This is a genomic window from Vibrio sp. SG41-7, from assembly GCF_014164465.1.
In the GTDB taxonomy this organism is placed as follows: domain Bacteria; phylum Pseudomonadota; class Gammaproteobacteria; order Enterobacterales; family Vibrionaceae; genus Vibrio; species Vibrio splendidus.
The window spans coordinates 15841-37959 of record NZ_JACJFF010000037.1; the positions used below are offsets into that span (position 1 = coordinate 15841).

Genomic DNA, 22119 nt, shown 5'->3' on the forward strand with positions numbered 1-22119 from the left:
AGCAATTTTGTGCGTATGGTAGAACTAAAAAAGCGAAGCCATTGGCTTCGCTTTTGTCTGTTCAATCGAGAAGTGAGCTTAGTATTTCTAAGCATTATCCGTTCTAAACGCTTTCCAGAAGTTGGCTGAATGATTAGTCAGCGTTGCGCTCTGCAAATTTCTCTAGTCCTAGAACCAAGGCAATAGCAGCCAACATCATCATAATCGCCATTACCAGCTGAGAAGGCTGAGAGGTTACGGCTTCAAAATCAAACGGTGACAGATTTTCTTGAAGTAGAGGAACTTGCTCACCTTTTGAGTTTGTGCGCCAGCTGATGGTTTCTTTCCACGGCCAAATCTTAGGCAGCGTACCGATCATCAAACCAGTTAAGAACACTAGTGTGAAATCGCGGAATGAGCGCAGTAACCAAGAAAGTACGTGCGAGAAAGTCAGTAGGCCAATCACACAACCACTAAGGAATAGCGCAAGCACGTCGATTTGGAACTCTTTAACCGCACCAAGAACCGGACCATACATACCAATCAATAGCAGAATGAAGCTACCCGAGATACCCGGCAAAATCATCGCACAGATCGCAATCGCACCCGCAATGAGGATATTGATACTGGTAGGCTCCATTTGCAGCGGCTTAAGCACGGTAATGCTATAAGCGAAAGCAACGCCAAGCAGCAAAAACACGAATCGAATCATATCGCGCTTCTCTACTTGCTTAAGAATATGGAAAACCGACACCAAGATCAGGCCAAAGAAGAAAGACCACAGTGGAACGGGGTGGGTGACTAATAACCAAGAAATCAGTTTTGCAAATGTCGCAATGCTCGTGAATACGCCTGCGAACAGTGAAATCAGGAAGAAACCGTTGATGTGGTTAAATGCGGCTTTGAAGCCTTCGCGTTTCCATAAGCCAAGTACACTAGGGTTAATCCTGCGAATGCTTTCTAGCAGCGTATCGTAGATACCAGTGATGAATGCGATGGTTCCGCCCGACACGCCAGGAACAACGTCTGCTGCGCCCATTGCCATGCCTTTGAAAAAAGTACTTAAGTAGTTCATTGCTTCATAGAGTTGAGGGTGATTTTGTGCAGTATACAAACTTTAGTGTAAAAAAAGTATGAATATGCCATTGGGGAGGGGCTTTTATTACTCTCTTAATTGTAAGGCAATAAGTTGAAGTGAACATTTGCCTAACATTTAAAATACAACCACTTAGTAATTTGTCATTAAGAGCAAAGATAAAACTGATCTCTTATCAATATTGCATCTTGGTTGCATTATGCAAATGCACTTTGCAATTCGCATGACAAATTCATGGTTTTTATGCGATGCAGGGCTTATAAAACGCCGAATTAAAGTTGGCGCGCTAACTGCATTATATACATTGACCCTTCTTAAGCCGAGGGTCACCTAGCCAACTGACGTTGTTAGTGAACTTATGATTTGTTCACAAATATATAGAGCCAATCGCGATTATTGCGGTTGGCTATTTTTTTGCCTGTCGTTTGGTGATTGTCTTTTTTCTTTTCCAGTTCCTACATTTTTAAGCTCTAACCTCAGATGAAAAAAAAGCCAGCCACCATTGGTGACTAGCTTAAGCTTTTCTCGAATCAATCTCGAATCAATCTCGAATCCGTTTTAGTAACCCATCAACTGCAGCAAGTTCTCTGCCGTGCTGATTGCTTCTTTGCGGTTAGCAATGTTGAGCTTTTGGTAAAGGTTACGGATGTGAGTTTTGATCGTGGTCCCCGCTACATCGAGCTCTTGAGCGATTTGCTCATTACTGAACCCAGAATAGATCAGACCAAGTACTTGCCATTCACGCTGGGTGAGTGGGCTAGTGCGCACAAGCTCAGGAATATTCGGGTGATTAACCAAGTTCTCAACAAAGTCTTCATCGAAGTGAACCGAGCGGCTGCGTTGGGTGGTTGAGATATCTTTCATGATCTGTTGAGCGCGATGGCGTTCTAAGTCACCTAAGCCTGGCTTGTTGCTCAATTTATCCAAGATATGCCCGATAGTCCCACCGTCGACCAAGAAGTTACCAACCATACCGGTTTGGTTGGTCATATGAAGCGCTTCTTCAAGTAGCACGCGTGCGCTGTCTTCATCGTTAATTTGTGTACGCAACACCGCTTCAACGATCAAGTTTCGGTTGGTGTCTGTAATCAGATGTGAACGCTGCGCTTCACTCTTAAGGAAAGTCAGCGCTTCTTCCGCATCTTCATACTGCTCAAGGATGATGTGAGAACGTACGATGTTTCTCCATTGAAGCTGACAGAAGTGGTTACTCGCCGATTCAGGTCGAACCGCCACGCTTAGCCAATCACGGATTGCCTCTTTATTGCCTTTTACTTGCCAGAACAGAATCAAAGAAAGAGAAGCATTTGCGGTCCAATCTACGTGGTAAGTTGATTGACGTAGCAGGTGTTGAATTTGGTCGATAAATTTCGACGCTTTATCAATCTCGCCGCGGCTCAATGAAATTCGAGCCAGCATTGAGTAACTGTGCAGGTGCTTACTTGGTGAGTGGTGTCCAAGGATATCTAAGCCTTTGTAGCAACACTCTTCCGCTTCATCTAATCGGTTCCAGCACCAGAAGATCTGAGCGCGAACACGCAGCAAAAATTCATGTAGAGGCACGTATTGAAGCTGATGCTCTTCGATCAATTTGAATGCGCTGTCTTGTAGCTCAAACGCAGCTTGAACATAACCTTGAGCAATCAAAATTTCGCTTTGTTGCAGAATCGCCCACAGCGCCTGATGGTAAACTTGATACTGGCGAGCAAGCTTCTCTGTTTGCTGCATCATCGGTAGCGCACGGCTCAGGTTGCCCATCACGTGATTCACTTCACCTACAACTGACGTTGCCACAATGCGGCTACGATAAACGGTCGTGTTCAGCTGGCTTAACGACAGCTCAGCCAATTCCAATGCTTTCTCAGGCTCATTGCTGTTGATGGCAACTTGGGCGCGCAAGGCGTTGTATTGGCCTTGCTGCTGAGTATCGAGTTCGATGTTTCGAGCTTGATATTGAGTCTCAGCCTCTTCCAACAAAGTCCCCACTTGATCATAGCGGTGCTGACTTTGTGCAAGCCAAGCGCGCAGCATTGATAGCTTCGGCTCACTGTATAGTTGATCCGTAGTCAATTGCTTGATCGCCATCTCTAATGATGAAAGCTCACCTTGGTTGAACATCGGCCAACCGTGTTCAGTCAGGATTTGGATGATCAGCTCTGGGTCTTCAGCGCGCTGCGCGTGTCGCAGTGCTTGATGAGGCGTTTTCTGTTTGATCCACGCTTTCGCGGCACTTCGGTGCAACTCGGCTTCTTGTTGCGGAATTCGAGCTTGGCGCTCATGTGCGAGGAATTCGCCGAATAGATTGTGGAATCGGTACCAGTTCTTCTCGCCTTCAAGCGGGTAGATGAATAAGCCAAATCGGTTGAGTGATTCGATCATACCCAGTGCGTCTTCACGCTGTGTAAGCGCGCAGACTAATTCGTCATTGAAATGATCAAGTACTGAACACTGCATTAAGAACTGTCGGGTTTCTTTATCCAGTAGATCGAATACTTCTTCAACCAAGTAATCCCAAAGGTGGGCATGGTTAAAGTGAGAGAAAGACTCTGCCGATTGCGCAAGCGTACGTTTTTGATGCTGAGCTTGAAGGGCAATAAGCTGTAACGCCGAAGGCCATCCCTCAACATAAGTACAGATACTGCCAGCGGTCGTGTCATCTACGCCATCGGCGACACGTTGGTTGAAGAAGCGCGTCGTCTCTTCAGTATCGAAAGCCAGCGAATCGTTGCCAATCTCAATCATCAAATCACGAACGCGAAGGTTTGCCGTGCCAAGTGGTGGAGTGCCACGGCTAGTCACAACAAGCGTCAGGTTGTCAGGCATGTGCTTGAGGAAAAAGCGCATCGCCTCGTGAATGTCATCGTTATTAACTAAGTGGTAGTCATCCAGCACAAGGAAACATTCTTGGTGGAATTCAGACATCTCAGCAAACACTTCACTTAACAAAGAATGCAACGATGAAAACTGTCGTTTTTCTGCCAGCTTTTGGGCATTAGGGCAGGCATTTTGAGTTGCTTTATTGAGTGATTGCATTAGGTAGTTGATAAAGCGAAAAGCATCGTTGTCACTGTCATCAATGCTGTACCAACCCACATTGGGTTTATCTACCAGCCATTGTGCTGCCATTGTGGTTTTGCCGTACCCCGCTGGAGAGCGGAATAATACAAGCTTATAGCAATCTGCGTGTTGGAGCAGATCGAGAACCCTAGGTCGTAGGATTGCATTATGTAAGCGGCCGGGACGAGTCAGTTTCGAAGGGATCCACATGTCGAAGTTTTTCACCTATTCCGTGGCTTATGTTCTGGATTACCTCAATCTATCGTTGAGTGTAATCGAATGACATCAGCCTAATTACTTAAGTCTTCAATCATATTACGTGAAGCAAAACGGCACCGACTATGATCCTCCTCAGAAACCTTGCACTCCTGCATGTTTTTAGGCATCTACGCCCTTTATTTGAGACTTTGCTCACATAGCGGGTTGGTTTGTGAATGTGACTTCCTTCATTCCAACACGTGAATCTATGCAAAAGATGAGAGGACGAAATTATTTTCGTGATCTGAATATCAAATTTGATAATGACTTTAATCCGGTTAAATAAAAGTCACATCAATTGAAGGTAAGTTATCGAACGGGAGCTTGTGATCTTAGTCACTCCAAGTTTTTGTTCGAAGTCAGAACATGAGAGTCAGATCACTAACCCTATGTCGGTACGCCCCCTACGCCCTCCCATCTACTCCTAGTTTGTCGCGTTAGCGGGAGGATGTTTAGTTAATGGTGACCATGCACGATATGTCACAGATGAATTAGAACTATTAAAAGCGAGATTTCTGAAATGAAACCAACTCAGCAAAAAACTTTCGATAAAGTGTCGTTCCAAGAAAGCGTTAAGAAGCATTTATCTGCAACCTACGCAACAACGATTGAAAACGCAGATAGCCGCGCATGGTACCTAGCAATGGGGCGTGCGCTAGCAGAACTCACAACATTTGATCTGTTAGAAACTGAAAATGACGAAAAAATTAAGAACGCGAAAAGCGTTAACTACCTTTCATTAGAGTTTTTGATTGGTCGTTTAACCGGTAATAACCTGATCAGCATGGGTCTGTATGAACAGATCACTCATGCAATGGAAGAGCTAGGTCAAAACCTAACTGATCTTCTAGAAGAAGAACGCGACCCATCACTAGGTAATGGTGGTCTTGGTCGTCTAGCCGCTTGTTTCATGGATTCTTGTGCCGCTCAAGAATATCCAACAGTGGGCTACGGTCTTCACTACGAATACGGTCTATTCAAACAGTCTTTCCAAGACGGTCGTCAACAAGAAGCACCTGACGCATGGCGTGGTGTTGAAGGTTACCCATGGGAAGTGGCTCGTCCAGAACTAGCACAACACATTGGTTTTTATGGTCATGTAGAAGTTGAATACATCGACGGTAAAGAAGTTCGTACTTGGGTTCCGGGTATGGAAGTGAAAGCAATGCCTTGGGATCTACCTATCGTAGGTTACGAGTCAAACACGGTTTACCCACTGCGCCTTTGGGAATGTCAGGCAATCGCACCATTCTCACTAGCAAGCTTTAACAACGGTGACTACTTCGAAGCGCAACACTCGCTAATCGATGCGGGTAACATTACTAAAGTACTTTACCCGAACGACAACCACGAGAAAGGTAAGACACTGCGTCTAATGCAGCAGTACTTCCACTCAGCAGCGTCTGTTCGCGATATTCTACGTCGTCACGAAGCAGCAGGTTTCTCTCTAGAAGATCTGCCTAAGCAAGAAACGATTCAACTGAACGATACGCACCCAACTATCGCTATCCCTGAATTGATGCGCATCCTGATCGATGAAAAAGGTTTAACTTGGGACCAAGCTTGGGAAATCAGTGCTCATACGTTCGCATACACGAACCACACACTACTTCCAGAAGCATTAGAGACTTGGTCTGAATCTTTGATCAACCGCCTTCTTCCACGTCACATGGAAATCATTTTTGAAATCAACCACCGCTTCATGCAAGAAGTTCGCAAGATGTGGCCTGGTGACGGTGAGAAGCAAGCGAAGCTTTCTATCATCCAAGAAGGTTTCCACCGCATGGTTCGCATGGCAAACCTATGTGTGATTGGCTCTTACAAAGTAAACGGTGTAGCTGCGCTTCACTCTCAACTGGTTAAGAAAGACTTGTTCCCAGAGTTCAACGAAATCTTCCCTGGCAAACTGACTAACGTAACGAACGGCATCACGCCACGTCGTTGGTTGAAGTTCTGTAACCCAGGCCTATCTACGCTAATTACTGGCAAGATCGGCACTGAGTGGCCAGCAAAACTAGAGCAGCTTGAAGGCATCGCTAAGTTTGCAACAGACGCGAAATTCCAAAAAGAATTCATGGCTGTTAAGAAAGAAAACAAACAGCGTCTTGCTGATTGGGTTCAAGAGAACATGGGTATCGAGCTAGATACGAACGCTATCTTCGACGTGCAAATCAAGCGTCTTCACGAATACAAGCGTCAGCACCTAGATTTGCTACACATTCTATCTCTGTACCACCGTATTCTTAACGAACCTGGTTTCGAGTGTGAACCACGCGTATGTTTCTTCGCAGCGAAAGCAGCACCGGGTTACCACCTAGCGAAAGAGATCATCTTCGCGGTTAACAAGATTGCAGAGAAGATCAATAACGACCCTCGCATTGGCAACAAACTGAAAGTGGTATTCATCCCTGATTACCGTGTAAGCATGGCTGAAATCATTATTCCTGCGGCAGACGTTTCTCAGCAAATCTCACTGGCTGGTAAAGAAGCATCGGGTACGGGCAACATGAAGATGGCGCTAAACGGCGCGCTAACTATCGGTACTATGGATGGTGCAAACGTTGAGATTCGTGAAGAAGTTGGCGATGAAAACATCTACATCTTTGGCCTAGACGTTGATGGTGTAGTGGCATTGCAAGCTCAGGGTTACAACCCATACGATTACTACAACGCAGACCCACTGCTGAAAGCATCTCTAAACCTACTGACTGGCGATGAGTTCTCTCCAGGTCAACCAGGCCTTCTACGTGCAACGTTTGATAGCCTACTCGACGGTGGCGACCCGTACCTATGTCTTGCTGACTTCGCATCTTATGTGAAAGCACATGAAGACATGGGCAAGCAGTACAAAGACCAAGCAGGTTGGGCTAAGAAAGCAATTCTTAACACAGCATTGGTTGGTAAGTTCACATCAGACCGCTCTATTCGCGATTACGTGAACAACATTTGGAAACTTGAAGCGGTTAACCGTTAATACTTCCAAAGTAGCCAAGGCAGTTTCTGCCTTGGCTCAATTAGCTTGTGAGCAAACGAAAGGCTTAAAGGTTTGTCGTTTATAAACAAGCTGCTTACAAACCGATTGTCACAAGCTAATTGATTAGTAAAAAATTAAATTAACAACCCTACAAAATAGAAAGCGTCAGAACGTTTTCGGAGAGAGCGATGAAAGAACAGACCGTATTAAAACAAGTCGCAGAAATGGCAAACATTGCCGACAGTTACGTTAGTGCGTGGGGCGATGAAGCACAAGTATCAGAAGAGACGATTACGTCTCTATTGGCTTCATTGGGCTACGATACAAGCAGCGATGATGCACTGCTTAAATCTGCAGAAAGAAAACACAAAAAAGATGTACTAGACCCAGTTCTTGTCTTGCGTGACGGTGAGCCAGTAGAAGTGGCGCTTAATCTAGGTGTTAGTGCTCGTGAAAGTGAGTTCAGCTGGCGCTTAGAAACCGAGCAAGGAGAGGTACTTGAAGGCTATCTTCAATCTCAAGTCGTTCGTGACGAGCGTGCCGAGGGTGGCCCTTTAGTGTTTGCATTGCCAAGTGATTTGGCATGGGGTTATCACAAGCTGATTGTGAGTCGTAAGCGCCGTAAGAAGCCTTACGAGATGACATTGATCATTACGCCAAAAGCGTGTTTCAAGCAGTCACCAATCGAGCAAGGCAAAAAACTTTGGGGACCAAGTGTTCAACTGTACACACTAAGAACTCAGCACAACTGGGGTATTGGTGATTTTGGTGACCTTAAACAGCTTGTTGCTGATATCGCTTCTCGTGGTGGTGATTTTGTTGGCCTAAACCCAATTCACTCATTGTTCCCAGCGAACCCAGAAGGCGCGAGCCCATACAGCCCGTCGTCACGTCGTTGGTTAAACATCTTATACATTGATGTGAGCTCAGTACCTGAATTCGCATTAAGTGCTGAAGCACAACAAACGGTAGGCAGCGCTGAATTCCAACAGCGTCTACAAAAAGCTCGTGAAGCGCACTGGGTAAACTACACCGAAGTGTCTGAGCTTAAGATGAACATCTTGCCTATGTTATTCGCAGAATTTAAGACTCGTCATCTAGACAAGAACAGCGATCGTGCACAAGCGTTCTTAGCGTTTGTAGAAGAGGGCGGTGAAAGCCTGATGCATCAAGCGGCGTTTGATGCTCTGCACGGTGAGTTACATGCCGAAGATTCAGGTATGTGGGGCTGGCCTGTATTCCCTGAGAAATACCGCACATTCGAAAGCCCAGCGACACAGAAATACATTAAAGAGAACCTAGAGAATGTTCATCTTTACATGTACCTGCAATGGTTAGCGGATTGCCAAATCAACGATGCACAGTCTCTTGCTGAAGAGAAAGGCATGGCCGTTGGTTTGTACCGTGACCTAGCTGTTGGTGTTGCGGATTCAGGCAGCGAAACTTGGGCCGATGAAGGCAACCTAGTGATGGATGCGAGCATCGGTGCTCCACCGGATGTGCTTGGTCCTCTAGGTCAAAACTGGGGTTTACCACCGCTTAATCCTGAAGTGCTTCAAGAAACGAGCTACGACGCATACATCAAGCTACTCCGTGCCAATATGAAGCACTGTGGTGCACTTCGTATTGACCACGTATTAGGCCTACTGCGTTTGTGGTGGATTCCAAAAGGTGAAAACGCAACCAAGGGTGCGTACATCTATTACCCAGTACAAGACATGCTGTCAATTCTGGCGCTTGAATCTCACCGTTACCAATGTAGCGTTATCGGTGAAGACTTAGGTACGGTGCCGGATGAAATCGTCGATATCCTAGCGGATGCGGGTGTGCATTCTTACAAAGTATTCTTCTTCGAAACATCAGAAGATGACGGTGGCTTTATCTCACCGAAACATTATGCACCACAATCGATGGCGGCACTTTGTACTCATGATATGCCAACGCTTCGCGGCTTCTGGCATTGTGATGACTTGAAAATGGGTCAAGAGATTGGTTTATACCCAGATGCAGAACAGCTAGAAACCTTGTTCGACGACCGTCTGGAGTGCAAACAAGGTATCTTAGATTCAGTAGCATGGCATGGCTTCTTACCTGAAGGTGTTGGTCGTGATGCAAGCCAAGTACCGATGGACTCTTATCTTGCTGAAGCACTTCAACTGCACGTTGCGGCTGGTGGTTCGACACTGCTTAGTGTTCAACTGGAAGATTGGTTAGAGATGGACAAGCCAGTAAACATCCCTGGCACTGTCGATGAATACCCTAACTGGCGTCGTAAACTATCAATGAACTTGGACGAAATATTTGCTCACGAAGGGGTAAATCGTATCGCTTCTAAGCTGACTGACGTTCGAGAAAAAGCAGCTAAGTAATGACGTTGAGTGGCTTGAAAATAGGTGGTTTTTTGCTTACGCCGTACGAAAATACAACCTCGGTCACTCAATAATGAATGCTCATCTGGTAGAATAAACCGTCGTTATATTGCCCGCACTAATAGCGGGCATTTTTGTATTATATTTTTTGGATGTTTGGTTAGGGAGAAGCGTTTTGGAACTAAGTTCGATTTCAAAGCAAAAACAAATATATACCCAACTATCACAGGCTTGTTTCACTGACCCATTTGCGTTTTTAGGGCCATACTTACCTTCTGAGCAAGGTGCATTACGTGTGTGGATTCCTGGGGCAAATAAAGTCGAGTTGATTGTTGGAAAGGAACCTCGTATTGAGTTAGCGCAAGAGGGTGAAAGTGGTTTCATTCTTAAGCAAGAGAGAGATTTACGTTTTACTCACTACAAGCTCGCGGTTGATTGGGCTGGAGTCGAGCAGATCATCGATGATCCATACCAGTACCACGATCTGTACGCGAGTTATGAAGATCTCCATACACCTAAAGATATGTATCATCACATGGGGGCTCAGTTTATTACGCTAGAGCGTGATGGACAGACGATTTCAGGTACGCGTTTCTTGGTGTATGCACCGCATGCAACAGCGGCAAGCTTAGTGGGTAACTTCAACGCTTGGGATGGTCGTCGTCATCCAATGCAACGCTTAGATTATGGCATGTGGGGCCTATTCATTCCTGAACTGGAAGAAGGCGCTCAATACAAGTTTGAATTAAAAGGACCTGATGGCGAAGGCTTACCACACAAAGCTGACCCATGGGGTTTTTACTCTGAGCAATACCCTTCATTTTCTTCAGTGACTTACGATCACGCTCGTTACGAGTGGCAAGATACTCAGTGGCAGAATCGCCCAGTAACGCAAAAGCGTAAAGAAGCACTTTCGTTCTATGAACTGCACGCTGGTTCTTGGAAGCGTAACGCTGAAGGGGAATTCTTAAACTACCGTGAACTTGCTGCTGAATTGATCCCATATTTAACGGACTTGGGTTACACGCATGTCGAGTTGATGCCGGTTTCAGAGCATCCGTTTTACGGTTCTTGGGGCTATCAGCCAATAGGCTTGTTCGCACCAACGAGTCGTTTTGGGTCTCCTGATGACTTCAAATTCTTCGTCGATCAATGTCACCAAGCTGGTTTAGGTGTTGTTCTGGATTGGGTTCCAGCGCACTTCCCTAGTGATGATCACGGCTTAGCCAATTTTGATGGAACACCTTTGTTCCATGATCCAGATCCACGTCGTGGTTGGCATCAAGATTGGAATTCGTACATTTATGATTTAGGCAAAGAGCATGTGCGTCGTTTCTTGGTTGCAAACGCACTGTACTGGTTCGAACAATTCCATATCGACGGCATTCGTGTTGATGCGGTTGCTTCGATGTTGTACCTCGATTATTCGCGTAGCCATGATCAATGGATTCCGAACGCAGACGGCGGCAACGAAAACTACGATGCCATCGCAACCCTTAAGTGGATGAACGAAGAAGTTTACAAGCACTTCCCTAATGCGATGACTATTGCTGAAGAATCGACGGCTTTCCCTGGTGTTTCAGCCCCAACCTTTATGGGCGGTTTAGGCTTCGGGTTTAAGTGGAACATGGGTTGGATGCACGATAGCTTGTCTTACATCCAAGAAGATCCAATCAATCGTAAATATCACCACGATACAATTACCTTCCCATTGGTTTATGCACACAGTGAGAACTATGTATTGTCTCTATCTCACGATGAGGTGGTTTATGGTAAAGGATCTATCCACGAAAAAATGCCTGGTGATGAATGGCAGCAAACGGCAAATCTACGTGCTTACATGGGTTACATGTACGCGCAGCCGGGTAAGAAGCTGAACTTCATGGGTGCTGAATTTGGTCAGACGGCGGAATGGAACCATGATGATCAACTGCAATGGTTCTTGCTAGATTATGAACGTCATAAAGGTGTTCAGCGCTTAACGAAAGATTTGAACAATCTGTACCGTTCTGAAGCTGCAATGCATGATCTTGATTTCGACCCGAAAGGTTTTGAATGGCGTCTACAGGATTCAGCTGAAGCGAGCATCTTAGCTCATGAGCGTATCAGTGAATCAGGCGAGCGTGTATTGGTGGTTTCTAACTTTACCCCCGTTCCTCATGAGCACTTCCGCTTAGGTGTTCCAGCACAAGGTCAGTACTCTTTGTTATTGAATACAGACTCTGCGGATTATGCAGGCAGTGGCTTTGAAGTGAAGCCGGTTGCTAAGGTTGAATCAGTAGAAAGCGAAGGCTTAGACACATCGATTGAGCTGCGTTTACCACCGTTATCGACCGTTTTTTACAAGCTAAATTAGGTCTATAAGTTGAAATAAGCGATAACTAAAAAGAAAATGGGAGCCGAAAGGCTCCCATTTTTGTATTTATAACGCTTGGTTTAATGCTGATTGAAGTTCGTGAGATAGAGCATTGAACGTCCTACGACAGTCTCAAGGATTCGAACGGAATCAAGCCCAAAGCTATTAAACATTATCTCGCGGAATTAACCATCTGAACTGATGTTAAACTGTTCAGGGCTCTTTACCTGGGAGGCATGGAAAAACATCAATTTGATCACGAATCGAAATTGATCATTATCTAGAGCGTTTTGCCAAGATTGAATGAATACTTCTTCCGACGAGAACTCTAGATTCTCTATAACAATTGATAGCATGTGTTGGTGTAACGCTGATCGGATAGCGCGAGTCGATGGATAATAGCCCTGAAGCGTCGTCAAACTAATGCCAATTTCTTGAGCAATCCTTGCATAAGTTAGTGCTTCATGTCCTTCAGCCAGAAAAAGGTTTAGTACGATCTCGTCGTAGTGCTTTTGATTTTCTAGTTTCTGTACTTGAGTAATTCGAGCCATTACAAATCTCTATTGAGTGTAACATTCTGTAAACGTGTATATTAAGAGTTTCTAAATTAGATTTCAAACCAAAGACGTAAGTAAACGGTCAGTTTATCGTCAAAAATAGTCAGTATTGAGTTATTGGTTCAATTGTTAATCAGATCTTGGCACACATAAAAACACCGCCCTATTGAGCGGTGTGTAATTTTAAGTCGTTGTTTGTATGTGGTAAATGAAAAATTAGAATGGATACCAAAACAATTCAGGTTCAAGAATGCGTTTCGCTATGGCCAACACCACAATAAAAGCAATGACACTCAAACAAACAAAGTCGATACGTTTCAAAGGCGCATAGCTATACCAAGTACGTGCCTTGTGTCGGCCAAAGCCTCGTAACGTCATTGCGTTAGAGATTTCGTCTGCGCGGTCTAAGCTAGAGAAAATGAGCGGTCCTAGAACCTTAGCCACGTTTTTGATTCGAGTTATTAGGGGCGCTTTCTTCGAGAGTTCTACACCACGAGCTTGCTGAGCATGCATGATATTGATGAAGTCCTTCTTAACTTCTGGCAAGTAACGCAGCGTTAAGCTTACCGCATAGGCGATCTTGTACGGAACGCCGATACGGTTGAGGCTCGCTGCAAACTCAGTCGGGTGCGTAGTGAATACGAATATTAACGCTATCGGGAACATACTCATGTACTTGAGCGTCACCGTGACTAAGTAAAACAGAGTCTCTTGGCTCAACGAGTAGTTACCCGGCAATGTCAGTAATAAAGTTTCGCTACCGATGAGCTCAGTGCCTTGCTGCGGAGCAAGCAGGAACATGAATAAAGCATTTAGACTTAAGACACTCGCCGTACCTAATAACAAAGGCTTATACACGCGTATAGGCACATTGGTGAGCTTTAATAGGTATAAACCAGTCATAATAAGCAGCGTAATCAATCTCAGGTCGAACGTAGTCAATACCACGGTTACCCAAGCTAAGAAGAGTGCAAATTTCGTGATGCCATTTAATGCGTGCAGGGGGGATTTGGTATCAATGTAGTTGATGCCGAATTTTACTTTTGATGCGTTCATAGAGAACTTCTCTCGTAGTCGATGAAGTACTGCATAAACGCATTGGTATCGTCGATTTTCATCATAGTCGCGAGTTCATAAATACTAGTGGTACAGAGGTTTGCACGTTCTAGAAGCGATGGCTGACTAAACACTTCCGTCATGGCTGCATTGGCAATCAACTTGCTGTCTGCGATTACGATTGAACGTGTGGTGTACTCGAGAACGAGATGCATGTCGTGTGAGATGATCACCACAGTAATACCCAAATCACGGTTAAGCTTTTGGATAAACGCCAACATTGACGTGTAGTTTCGGTAATCTTGGCCTGCTGTTGGTTCATCCAATATGAGGAGTTCAGGTTCCAACACTAAGATAGAAGCGATGGTTACACGCTTTTTCTGACCGTAGCTCAAAGCTTCGATAGGCCAGTGACGGAACTTACTCAGCCCACACAGCTCAAGAATGTTTTCAACTTTTTCTTTAATCAGCTCTTCTGCAATATTGCGGTTACGAAGACCAAAAGCAATCTCGTCAAAAATCATATGATGCGAAATCATATGATTTGGGTTCTGCATTACCACACCGACCTTTTGGCTTCTTTCGAAGATAGAAAGCTCAGATAAGTCTTCACCATTTAGATAGGAAGAGCCTGAATCGGCATCGATCACACCCATGATGAGTTTGGTGATGGTAGATTTACCCGAACCGTTCTTGCCCAGAATCGAAACAAACTCGCCTTTGCCAATCTTGAAGCTCACATCTTCGAGTGCGTTCTTCTCGCCGTCGTAAGAATAAGTCAGACCATGAACTTCGAGTAAAGGTTGATACTGCTTTTCTGCAGCTGGGGCAGGGCGATCAGCAAACCAAGCTTGAACTGCTGGGCGGAACCTTTTGTAATCCAAAGCTTTGAGGTTTGACAGCTTATCTTCGCAGGTTAGTGGGGCTTTCGCCGCTTTAAGCGCGGATAAGTAAAGAGGCTCACGAATACCGTGCGTATCAAGTAACTTAGACGCTAAAATTTCATCGGGAGTCATATCCGCGACGATTTCACCGCGCTCCATTAAGATCACACGATCGATATCACGATGTAGGACATCCTCGAGGCGGTGCTCGATAATCACGATGGTTTTGTTGGTTTCTTTATGCAGTTGGTCGATGATCTCAATCGTTGCCTTGCCTGTCTTAGGGTCAAGACTTGCTAAAGGCTCATCAAACAGCAAGATATCAACGTCATCAACTAAGATGCCTGCTAGCGATACTCTCTGCTTTTGACCACCTGAAAGATCGTGTGGCGAGCGCTCAAGCATGTCCGCTAGGTCAACCATTTTTGCAGTCGACTTAACTAACGGGTACATGTCAATGTTCGACATCAACTGATTTTCGAGTGCGAAAGCAATATCTTCACCGATACTCAAACCCACAAACTGGCTGTCAGTATCTTGCAGTACTGTGCCGACTTGTTCGGTATAATCGTGCATCGAAAATTCAGAGATATTCTTGCCGTTGATCTCTAAAGAGCCAGTTACCTCACCTTTAATTGCATGAGGTATTAGGCCATTGAGACATTGACCTAGGGTAGATTTACCACTGCCACTTGGTCCAATAATGACGATTTTCTCTCCTTTCTCTATCCTTAGATTGATATTTTTTAGCGTCGGTTTATCCAGCGACTCATATCTAAAAGAGAAGTTCGAAAATGCTATAGTCATTATCGCTTATGCCTCAGTCAGGTTGCGGCTTTGTTTGTTGCGTTTAGCGACTGATTTTAGGATCAGGAAGCCCACAACAGCGATCAAAACGGTGTTACCCGCTGCGATGATAGACAGTTGAGTGAAGACTTTAGTAAACGGTTCTGCATATAAGATAGTATCTAGGAACGCAGAGCAGCCATAGCCTACAACGTTACCTGCAAGGGCTAGTATCACGAACAATACAAAATCTTTCATTGGCAGTTCGCCTTGTTGAAGACGGTTCTTAGTCATCATAGGGAATAAGCCGATAACCATACCTACGATACCTGAGCCTAGTACCCAAGTTAACCAAACGCCCCAGCCTGCGAACAGATCCGTTACCCAGTGACCGATAAAGCCAACCAAGAAGCCAACAATTGGGCCGAACAAAACAGAAAACAGTGCTAGGACTGCCATCGCTGGTTTCAATGTCGTGTTCGCAAACACTGGGACACCAAACATAGGTAAACCACCAATGCCGTACAGTGCCGCGCCAATGGCAATAACGACCACTGTTTTAGCTGAAAAGTTCATAGATAACCTCGAATACTGAAAGATAAAGCTTAATAAAGAACGAATATTCACCATTATTAATATGCGTCTCAATGAGAACGTTTTTTGGGCAAATATAAAAAATAAGGCGCGCATTATACAGTAGAACGCTTCCATAAGGGAAGGTAAGTGTCTAGATGTCTAAAATTCCATCTGAACACTTAAATATCGTGTAAAAAGCGCAATTTTACGGTTAATCAAGCAACAAAAAAGCCAGAGCGAGTCTGGCTTTTCATGCGTCTTAACAATGTGTTAAGCGGGTTCGTCACATATCTACGACCGTTTAGTGGTCTAGGTATAGTTAGTGGTCTAGATATAGATAGTTTTGCCAACTCTTCATGCGAATAAGGACCTTACGCATGATCGATACGTGGGTAAAGCTGTCAGAATAAACAGCAACTTCAACCGCAGTACCCATAGGTAAATGGTAGTCAGACAGGTCATCAGTGATGGTCATTTTAGCAAATACACGTCCATTAGTACGAAGTGCATTGGTACCAATAAGTGTCCCGCGCGCTTGAATTTGACTCTCACCAATAGCTGGGATTATTTCATCAATGCGTCCTTTGAAAATCTTGCCTGGTAGTGCTCTGAATAAAAATTCAGCTTCGAAACCAGGATGCAGTCGTTGCAATGAGTTTTGTCTGAATGCTGCGATGTAGTATTTTTCTTCCGTATGGACAAATGTCATGACAGGAGCAAGAGGTAGCGGTACAGCCATTACGCCTGGACGCAGTGCTAGTTGTGTAACATATCCATCCGTTGGTGCTCTCACGACCGTTTGGTCAAGGTTGAATTGAGCCTTACGTAAGTCTGCAAGTAATCCTGCCACTGCGGTGTTCTCGCCACCAATTTCAGAATTTAGAGCAATCTGAGCTTGTTGTTGACTTGCTTCTGCTACTTTTACTGCAGCTTCCGATGCCTTGTAAGCTTGTCTACGAGTATCCAATTGTTGTTCGGTGAACGCACCACTTTCAAAGCCACGCTTATAACGAGAAAACTCGCGTTGCGCTTTGTCTCTTTCTGCAATCGCTTTGATTTTAGCAGCTTCAGCTTCAGCAACTTGAGATTCAAGCCCAAGTGCTCCTTGGCTTGCTTCTTTTACTTTCGCTTCGAGCTTAGCGACTTCTGCTTCAAAAGGGATAGGGTCAATTTTAAAGAGGATGTCTCCTTTCTTTAAAGGAGAATTCGCCTCAACAGGAACCTCAATGACTTTACCTCTAACGCCTGAAACAATTGGAGTCGTTGAGTAAACTTGGTTGCCAAGTTGTGTGAAAGGATGGTTGTAGTTCATTAATAGGATCAATGTTCCTACGATGACCACACCACCGAGCACTGCGGTAGGCACTGTCCATTTGTTTAGTGGGATATTAAATACTTTGAAAATAGTGATACAAAGTGCCGCGTAGGTCATTATCAGTAGTAAATCCATTACTTAGCCTCCTGATCTTGAACGTTGTTTGACTCTTTTTCTGTGCTGCTTTGTTTAGTATTTGCTTGTTTGAGCTGTGCGATCTCTTCTTGAAGGGTGCTAACTTGATCGATTAAAACATCCACTCGGTGATGAATATCGTGCTGCTCTTCTTCGAGTTTTTCGAAGCCCCAGCCTCGGTCTTTGCGCCATAATGTTGCCCAAATCCATAGAAAGGGCCAAATTGTGTGCAAAGTGAATAGGCTAACCCAGCCTGAGACGTGAATTGCGTCTTGGTGAGGATGATTACGTTCTTTGGCTATTTCATAAGGGATATCGTGAATAACGATGATGCCGTAAAAGATGACTAGAGCAACGAAAATGAGTAAGCCGAGTGCAAAGTAGTCTAAAAACATAACAGATCCTTGTAATGTTAGATGTTAGTTATAAATATAGTACGCTATCATCCAAGTAATTGTTATAAAAATGATTTACTGAGTTAGAAATAATGAGTGTTCGCTTCTAATGTGAGCAAAACCATTGATGAATCTTATGAAATCTCATCGCGTTTGAAGAGGCTATTTCGGCTTTCTGGTTGGTATTTTAGCTGAAATGATGACAGCTACGATTCTAAATGACGTGCACAACCACAAAGGATAAACACGGATGTATATAGGTGAATTGGCGGCTATTGGTGCTGCGATTGTGTGGGCGTGTGCGACATGGATTTATGGACAGTTTGGTCATCGCTTCTCTGCTATGCAGTTGAATATTGTTAAGGGTGTTGTAGCCTCTGGCATGATGCTGTTGGTCATGCCGTTAATACCGATGCCTGAATTTGAATTGAGTACCAACCATTTCCTGATATTGGCCATTTCAGGTGTTATTGGAATTGCGATTGGAGACAGCGCCTATTTTGCGGCATTGAAGAGAGTCGGTGCAAATAAGACTTTGTTGCTCGAATCTTTGGCTCCACCTCTTTCTGGCGTGCTGGCACTCATGTTTCTTGGTGCTGTATTGACAGTACAAAGTTGGCTCGGTGTCGTGATTACAACACTAGCGGTGACCTTCGTTGTCTTCCAGCCATCAAAATCGGCGAGCGGTGAATCGAATGACAAAGCACAGTGGGGTGGCATTGGTTATGGGCTTGTGGCGAGTGTTTGTCAGGCATCTGGTGTGGTTATTTCTCATTACGCGTTAGTGGCGGGTGACATTCCACCATTGTTAGGTGCTTTGATTCGCCTGACGATTGGCGTGTTTGCCGTAATGCTGATTATCCCTTTTGTTGAAAAGAAGCCGTATTCATCGATAAAAAGAGATTTATGGGAAATGACCAAGCTCGATAAACTTTGGTTATTAGGGGCAATCTTTGTCGGAACCTTTTTGGCATTGTGGCTTCAGCAAGTGGCATTGAAGAATGCGAACCCTGCGATTGCACAAACGTTGATAGCGACTAGCCCGGTCTTTATTTTGGTGATTTATGCGCTGAAAGGGGAGAAGGTGTCAAAGCAAAGCGTCATAGGGACGCTTGCTGCCCTTGCTGGAATATCTCTGTTCTTTTATCAATAAGATGCAGGCTTAGCTACAGGCCTACATGCCACTACTCTGTACACACTTGATTACGGCCATTGGCTTTAGCTCGGTATAGCGCTTTATCGGCACGGTAGAAGGTACGCTGAGTATTTTCTCCGTCGCGATGTAAAGTGATACCGATACTCACGGTTAAACCGCGTTCTCCGAGTATTTCATGCCATCCGAATTGGAAGATGCGCTCTCGATAATTTTCAGAGTGCATTTCTGCTTTAGGAAGATCCGTGTTCTCTAGAATGACGAGGAACTCTTCTCCACCAAACCTGACACACGACGCGCCTCTAAACTTAAAGTATGAACGCAGCTCTTGAGACACACTAACAATCGCTTTATCACCGACTAAGTGACTCAGTTCATCATTGATAGACTTGAAGTGGTCAATATCAACAACCATCAAGGCGAAAGGTGCTTCGTGAAGCAACAGGTCTTTTAGTTTTACATCTAACCATCGACGGTTGTGTAACCCGGTCAGTGGGTCGGTGAAAACATCTTGTTGTAGTTGAGCAACTGTATTCTTGTGCTGTTCAGTCGTCTCTTTGAGTTCTCTATTTTCTTGTTCAGAGAGAATGAGTTTTAGTTGTAACTCAAAACGCGATAGGCGGCGTAGTTGGCTTGCACCGAGTTCGCTGATCGGGATCTGCTTCATCAGATCCGTTTCAATTCGGTAACCTTTTTTCTCATAGCTCAGAGCTTCTTGAAAACGGCCCTGATTCATACATACGTCACTCAAAGAGTCATAGAAACGCTTTGCAAGCACTGGCGATGAGTAGGCTTTTACACGTTTGTCTGTGCTCGACAAAATCATGCTCGCATAGTCTTGCTTTCCTGTTGCACTTAGGCAATGTGCTAACTCGAGACGAGTCATGGTCGCGAGCCAGCTTGCTTGAGTGCTGTTGGCTGGGTATTGAACTTTTGATAGGCAACGTAAGGCTTCATGGTATTTTTTCTTAGCACGAAGCACTTTCGCTTGGTAGAGCAATATTTGAGCTGTGAGCAACTTGTCACTCACTAGAATACTTAATTCTTCGCACTCATTCAGTAAATCGCTGGCCGCGGTAATGCGGTTGAGCAGAAGTAGGCTTGCTACCATATGCAGCTTGAATTTGAGGCGAAGTGAGCGACTGCTTATCGCGTGGTCGATACTGCTGATTTTTTGGTAATAGCGAAGAGCTCTGTTGTGATCACCATAGGCATCACACAGGTTGCCCATGCCTAAGATAGCCAATACATATTCATCGATATGGCCGTGTTCAACCGCAATTGTCGATGAGCTGACGAATTCATTCAGTGCCGATGTGTAATCACCAATTTCAACTAAGCGGTCGCTTAGGCTGGTCTTTACTGTGAGAATGTCTTCGATATCTACAGGAAGGTGGAGTAGGTCGAGTGCAAACCTGAGTTCTTCGATACTGGTTTGATTTTGTTGTAACTCGGCACGGTACTCAGAGCTGATGATATAGCAGTGCGCTTGCTCAGTTTGCGTGGTCGAAACGTGCTGGCGAATGTGGTTCCAGAATATGATCGCTTCTTCACCCGATACCGATGAAGGGTCTAAACCAGCATCTGTGATTTTGCGTAATAGGGTTTCCATTATTCTATTACCTCAGCATCGTCTTCTTCTAATTGTTCAAGAGTGAACGGGAACGTCAAAATATCATTGAGGCTGACGGTAGGTCTCGAACCTTTTAATCCTTTTCTATGCCATGGATATATTTCTAGCATGGTGCTGAGAGTTTGGAAGGTTTGTTCTGCGGCTTCGCCTTTCTCTGAAAGCATCATAGCAACACGCTCTGAACTCAGCCTAGCGATGAAGTCGTTTTGATTACACAAGGTATGAGCAATCTCGGTACAGACATCTAAGTAATCGGTATCGACATGATGGAACATAATGATGCTGTGGTTCGAACGCTTAAGTTCTGTCTTAAATAGGACCAGCTTCTCCCACCAAAAGGTTTCAGATACGACATAAGAGAGGTGCTTTTCAGGATCGTACTCATGCTGGCCACGAATACGATTAATCAGCTTTCGTGCTCTCTGTTCAAGCTGGCGTTTTGAACTGCGCGCTTTGTCTAAACCGACACGATTCGTTTGCTCTTTAAGCATACCGATGGAATATTGACGGTACTTTTTAAAGGCGACCAACGCAGCTTTGAAATCTTGGTTTTCTTCTGCAACCAAGGATTGTTGGTAACAAATTTGGCTAAGCAACTCACCATTATCGAATTCATTTGCAGAGTGTTCAGCGAGTTTCAGCAATTCTGCCGCTTGTTCTGGTCTTTTTCTCAGGAGCTCCAATCGAGCTCGACTGATGTAAGAGTGCGCTTTCATCCAAACGAGGTTATGTTCTACGGCTAGATTGTGCGCTTTAGCTGTCGCGCGCTCTGCATCATCTAGACGTTCAAGGCCAAGCAGAGCAAGGCCTCGAAAGTCCCATACTTCGGCATGCCAAGTGTTATCTTTATGCTCTTTTAACGCTTCTTCTGCACCGTCGAGTACCGACAGCATTTCGACATAGTTGTTAAGCAGGTAGTAATCCCAAGCGAGCAGTATTCTTGCTTTGCCCTCTAGCCAACCAATGCGGCTGTTGTTAGCCACTTTAACGGCAAGTTGATGGGTAGAACGTGCAAGCTTATATTCATGAGTCATTCGCCAAATGTTGCCAAGCCCAATGAGACATTCAATTTGAATCTCGACTTCATCAACCAGTGCAGACTGCTCTAAGGCATTGATCCAGAACTGTTGGGCGGAATAGTACTTGGCTTGTCCCCAGTACTGGAGCGCGTGTAAATGGAGGATTTCAGGGAGGAAAAGGTCGGTATCTAATCGGTTCTGGCGCTTGTAGGCTTCCTTGATGTACTTCAAACCTTTTTGGTAATCCATCAGGTTCCAGCTACACCTTGCCATTAACATTAACGACTGGATAGCACCCTCTTCAAACAGAACTTGCTCCGATCGGACTAGGCACTGTTGGGCAATCTCTAGGATCACCGATGGCTCAGAGTCGACACGAGTTTTGAGTTGTTCTAGTTCTGTTTCAAGAAGGTACTGATTTTTGTCCAAGAGTTAGATCCATAATTATCGAACATATTGATAACACAATCATTATAAGAGTGTGATTTGAGATAAGCACCAATTATCTTTCTTAGGGCCTT

General features: G+C 44.8%; 13 protein-coding genes and 1 pseudogene. 4 read left to right on the plus strand and 10 right to left on the minus strand.

The genetic code is table 11. From position 1 onward, the window contains the following. Positions 1-133 precede the first annotated feature (133 nt). Complete coding sequence (locus tag H5300_RS12015; protein ID WP_182796045.1) at positions 134-1054, minus strand: DUF368 domain-containing protein; 921 nt, start codon at positions 1052-1054, stop codon at positions 134-136. A gap of 579 nt (positions 1055-1633) precedes the next feature. After that, positions 1634-4342 (minus strand): HTH-type transcriptional regulator MalT, encoded by a 2709-nt coding sequence (gene malT, locus H5300_RS12020; RefSeq protein WP_026012276.1) that lies wholly within the window; start codon positions 4340-4342, stop codon positions 1634-1636. A gap of 568 nt (positions 4343-4910) precedes the next feature. Here malT and H5300_RS12025 point away from each other — a divergent pair. The 3 genes from H5300_RS12025 (at position 4911) to glgB (ending at position 12089) form a co-directional block, all read left to right on the plus strand. Next, the gene (locus H5300_RS12025; protein WP_017078593.1) at positions 4911-7364 is read left to right on the plus strand and encodes a glycogen/starch/alpha-glucan phosphorylase; all 2454 of its coding nucleotides are present in this window, start codon (positions 4911-4913) and stop codon (positions 7362-7364) included. A 188-nt stretch (positions 7365-7552) separates the two neighbouring features. Then, positions 7553-9733, plus strand: coding sequence for a 4-alpha-glucanotransferase (malQ, locus tag H5300_RS12030; protein ID WP_017090326.1), 2181 nt, complete (start codon positions 7553-7555; stop codon positions 9731-9733). 175 nt (positions 9734-9908) lie between these two features. Further along, positions 9909-12089 carry a 1,4-alpha-glucan branching protein GlgB gene (gene glgB / locus H5300_RS12035; protein WP_182796046.1) on the plus strand — a complete coding sequence of 727 codons (2181 nt, stop codon included), beginning with the start codon at positions 9909-9911 and terminating at the stop codon, positions 12087-12089. An 80-nt stretch (positions 12090-12169) separates the two neighbouring features. Here the strand turns inward: glgB and H5300_RS12040 are convergent. The 6 genes and pseudogenes from H5300_RS12040 to H5300_RS12065 form a co-directional block, all read right to left on the minus strand. Further along, a pseudogene (locus H5300_RS12040) lies at positions 12170-12640 on the minus strand (TetR/AcrR family transcriptional regulator). 222 nt (positions 12641-12862) lie between these two features. Continuing rightward, positions 12863-13702, minus strand: coding sequence for an energy-coupling factor transporter transmembrane protein EcfT (locus H5300_RS12045; protein WP_017078595.1), 840 nt, complete (start codon positions 13700-13702; stop codon positions 12863-12865). Further along, positions 13699-15393, minus strand: coding sequence for an ABC transporter ATP-binding protein (locus H5300_RS12050; RefSeq protein ID WP_017078596.1), 1695 nt, complete (start codon positions 15391-15393; stop codon positions 13699-13701). Before H5300_RS12050 ends, H5300_RS12045 begins: the two co-directional genes overlap by 4 nt. 6 nt (positions 15394-15399) lie before the next feature. Next, positions 15400-15948 carry an ECF-type riboflavin transporter substrate-binding protein gene (locus tag H5300_RS12055; protein WP_004732085.1) on the minus strand — a complete coding sequence of 183 codons (549 nt, stop codon included), beginning with the start codon at positions 15946-15948 and terminating at the stop codon, positions 15400-15402. 319 nt (positions 15949-16267) lie between these two features. After that, positions 16268-17398, minus strand: coding sequence for an HlyD family secretion protein (locus tag H5300_RS12060; protein ID WP_017061874.1), 1131 nt, complete (start codon positions 17396-17398; stop codon positions 16268-16270). Beyond that, positions 17398-17793: a DUF3302 domain-containing protein gene (locus tag H5300_RS12065; RefSeq protein WP_017078598.1), complete on the minus strand. Its 396-nt coding sequence runs from the start codon at positions 17791-17793 to the stop codon at positions 17398-17400. The genes H5300_RS12060 and H5300_RS12065 overlap by 1 nt, the downstream gene beginning before the upstream one ends. Before the next feature lie 250 nt (positions 17794-18043). Between H5300_RS12065 and H5300_RS12070 the strand changes: the two genes are divergently transcribed. Then, positions 18044-18946, plus strand: coding sequence for a DMT family transporter (locus H5300_RS12070; protein ID WP_182796047.1), 903 nt, complete (start codon positions 18044-18046; stop codon positions 18944-18946). A gap of 31 nt (positions 18947-18977) precedes the next feature. Here the strand turns inward: H5300_RS12070 and H5300_RS12075 are convergent, their stop codons facing one another. Together H5300_RS12075 and H5300_RS12080 are read right to left on the minus strand one after the other, a co-directional pair. Beyond that, on the minus strand, positions 18978-20558 hold the full coding sequence (locus H5300_RS12075; RefSeq protein WP_102462190.1) for a GGDEF domain-containing protein: 1581 nt from the start codon (positions 20556-20558) through the stop codon (positions 18978-18980). After that, entirely contained in the window at positions 20558-22027 is a 1470-nt protein-coding gene (locus H5300_RS12080; RefSeq protein ID WP_017078601.1) for a hypothetical protein, read from the minus strand. Before H5300_RS12080 ends, H5300_RS12075 begins: the two co-directional genes overlap by 1 nt. Between the last annotated feature and the right edge of the window lie 92 nt (positions 22028-22119).

Bases quoted from the DNA above. Each gene is read 5' to 3' on its own strand.
- H5300_RS12015 (WP_182796045.1), bottom strand. From the start codon at position 1,054: ATGAACTACTTAAGTACTTTTTTCAAAGGCATGGCAATGGGCGCAGCA.
- malT (WP_026012276.1), bottom strand. From the start codon at position 4,342: ATGTGGATCCCTTCGAAACTGACTCGTCCCGGCCGCTTACATAATGCA.
- H5300_RS12025 (WP_017078593.1), top strand. From the start codon at position 4,911: ATGAAACCAACTCAGCAAAAAACTTTCGATAAAGTGTCGTTCCAAGAA.
- malQ (WP_017090326.1), top strand. From the start codon at position 7,553: ATGAAAGAACAGACCGTATTAAAACAAGTCGCAGAAATGGCAAACATT.
- H5300_RS12045 (WP_017078595.1), bottom strand. From the start codon at position 13,702: ATGAACGCATCAAAAGTAAAATTCGGCATCAACTACATTGATACCAAA.
- H5300_RS12050 (WP_017078596.1), bottom strand. From the start codon at position 15,393: ATGACTATAGCATTTTCGAACTTCTCTTTTAGATATGAGTCGCTGGAT.
- H5300_RS12055 (WP_004732085.1), bottom strand. From the start codon at position 15,948: ATGAACTTTTCAGCTAAAACAGTGGTCGTTATTGCCATTGGCGCGGCA.
- H5300_RS12060 (WP_017061874.1), bottom strand. From the start codon at position 17,398: ATGGATTTACTACTGATAATGACCTACGCGGCACTTTGTATCACTATT.
- H5300_RS12065 (WP_017078598.1), bottom strand. From the start codon at position 17,793: ATGTTTTTAGACTACTTTGCACTCGGCTTACTCATTTTCGTTGCTCTA.
- H5300_RS12070 (WP_182796047.1), top strand. From the start codon at position 18,044: ATGTATATAGGTGAATTGGCGGCTATTGGTGCTGCGATTGTGTGGGCG.
- H5300_RS12075 (WP_102462190.1), bottom strand. From the start codon at position 20,558: ATGGAAACCCTATTACGCAAAATCACAGATGCTGGTTTAGACCCTTCA.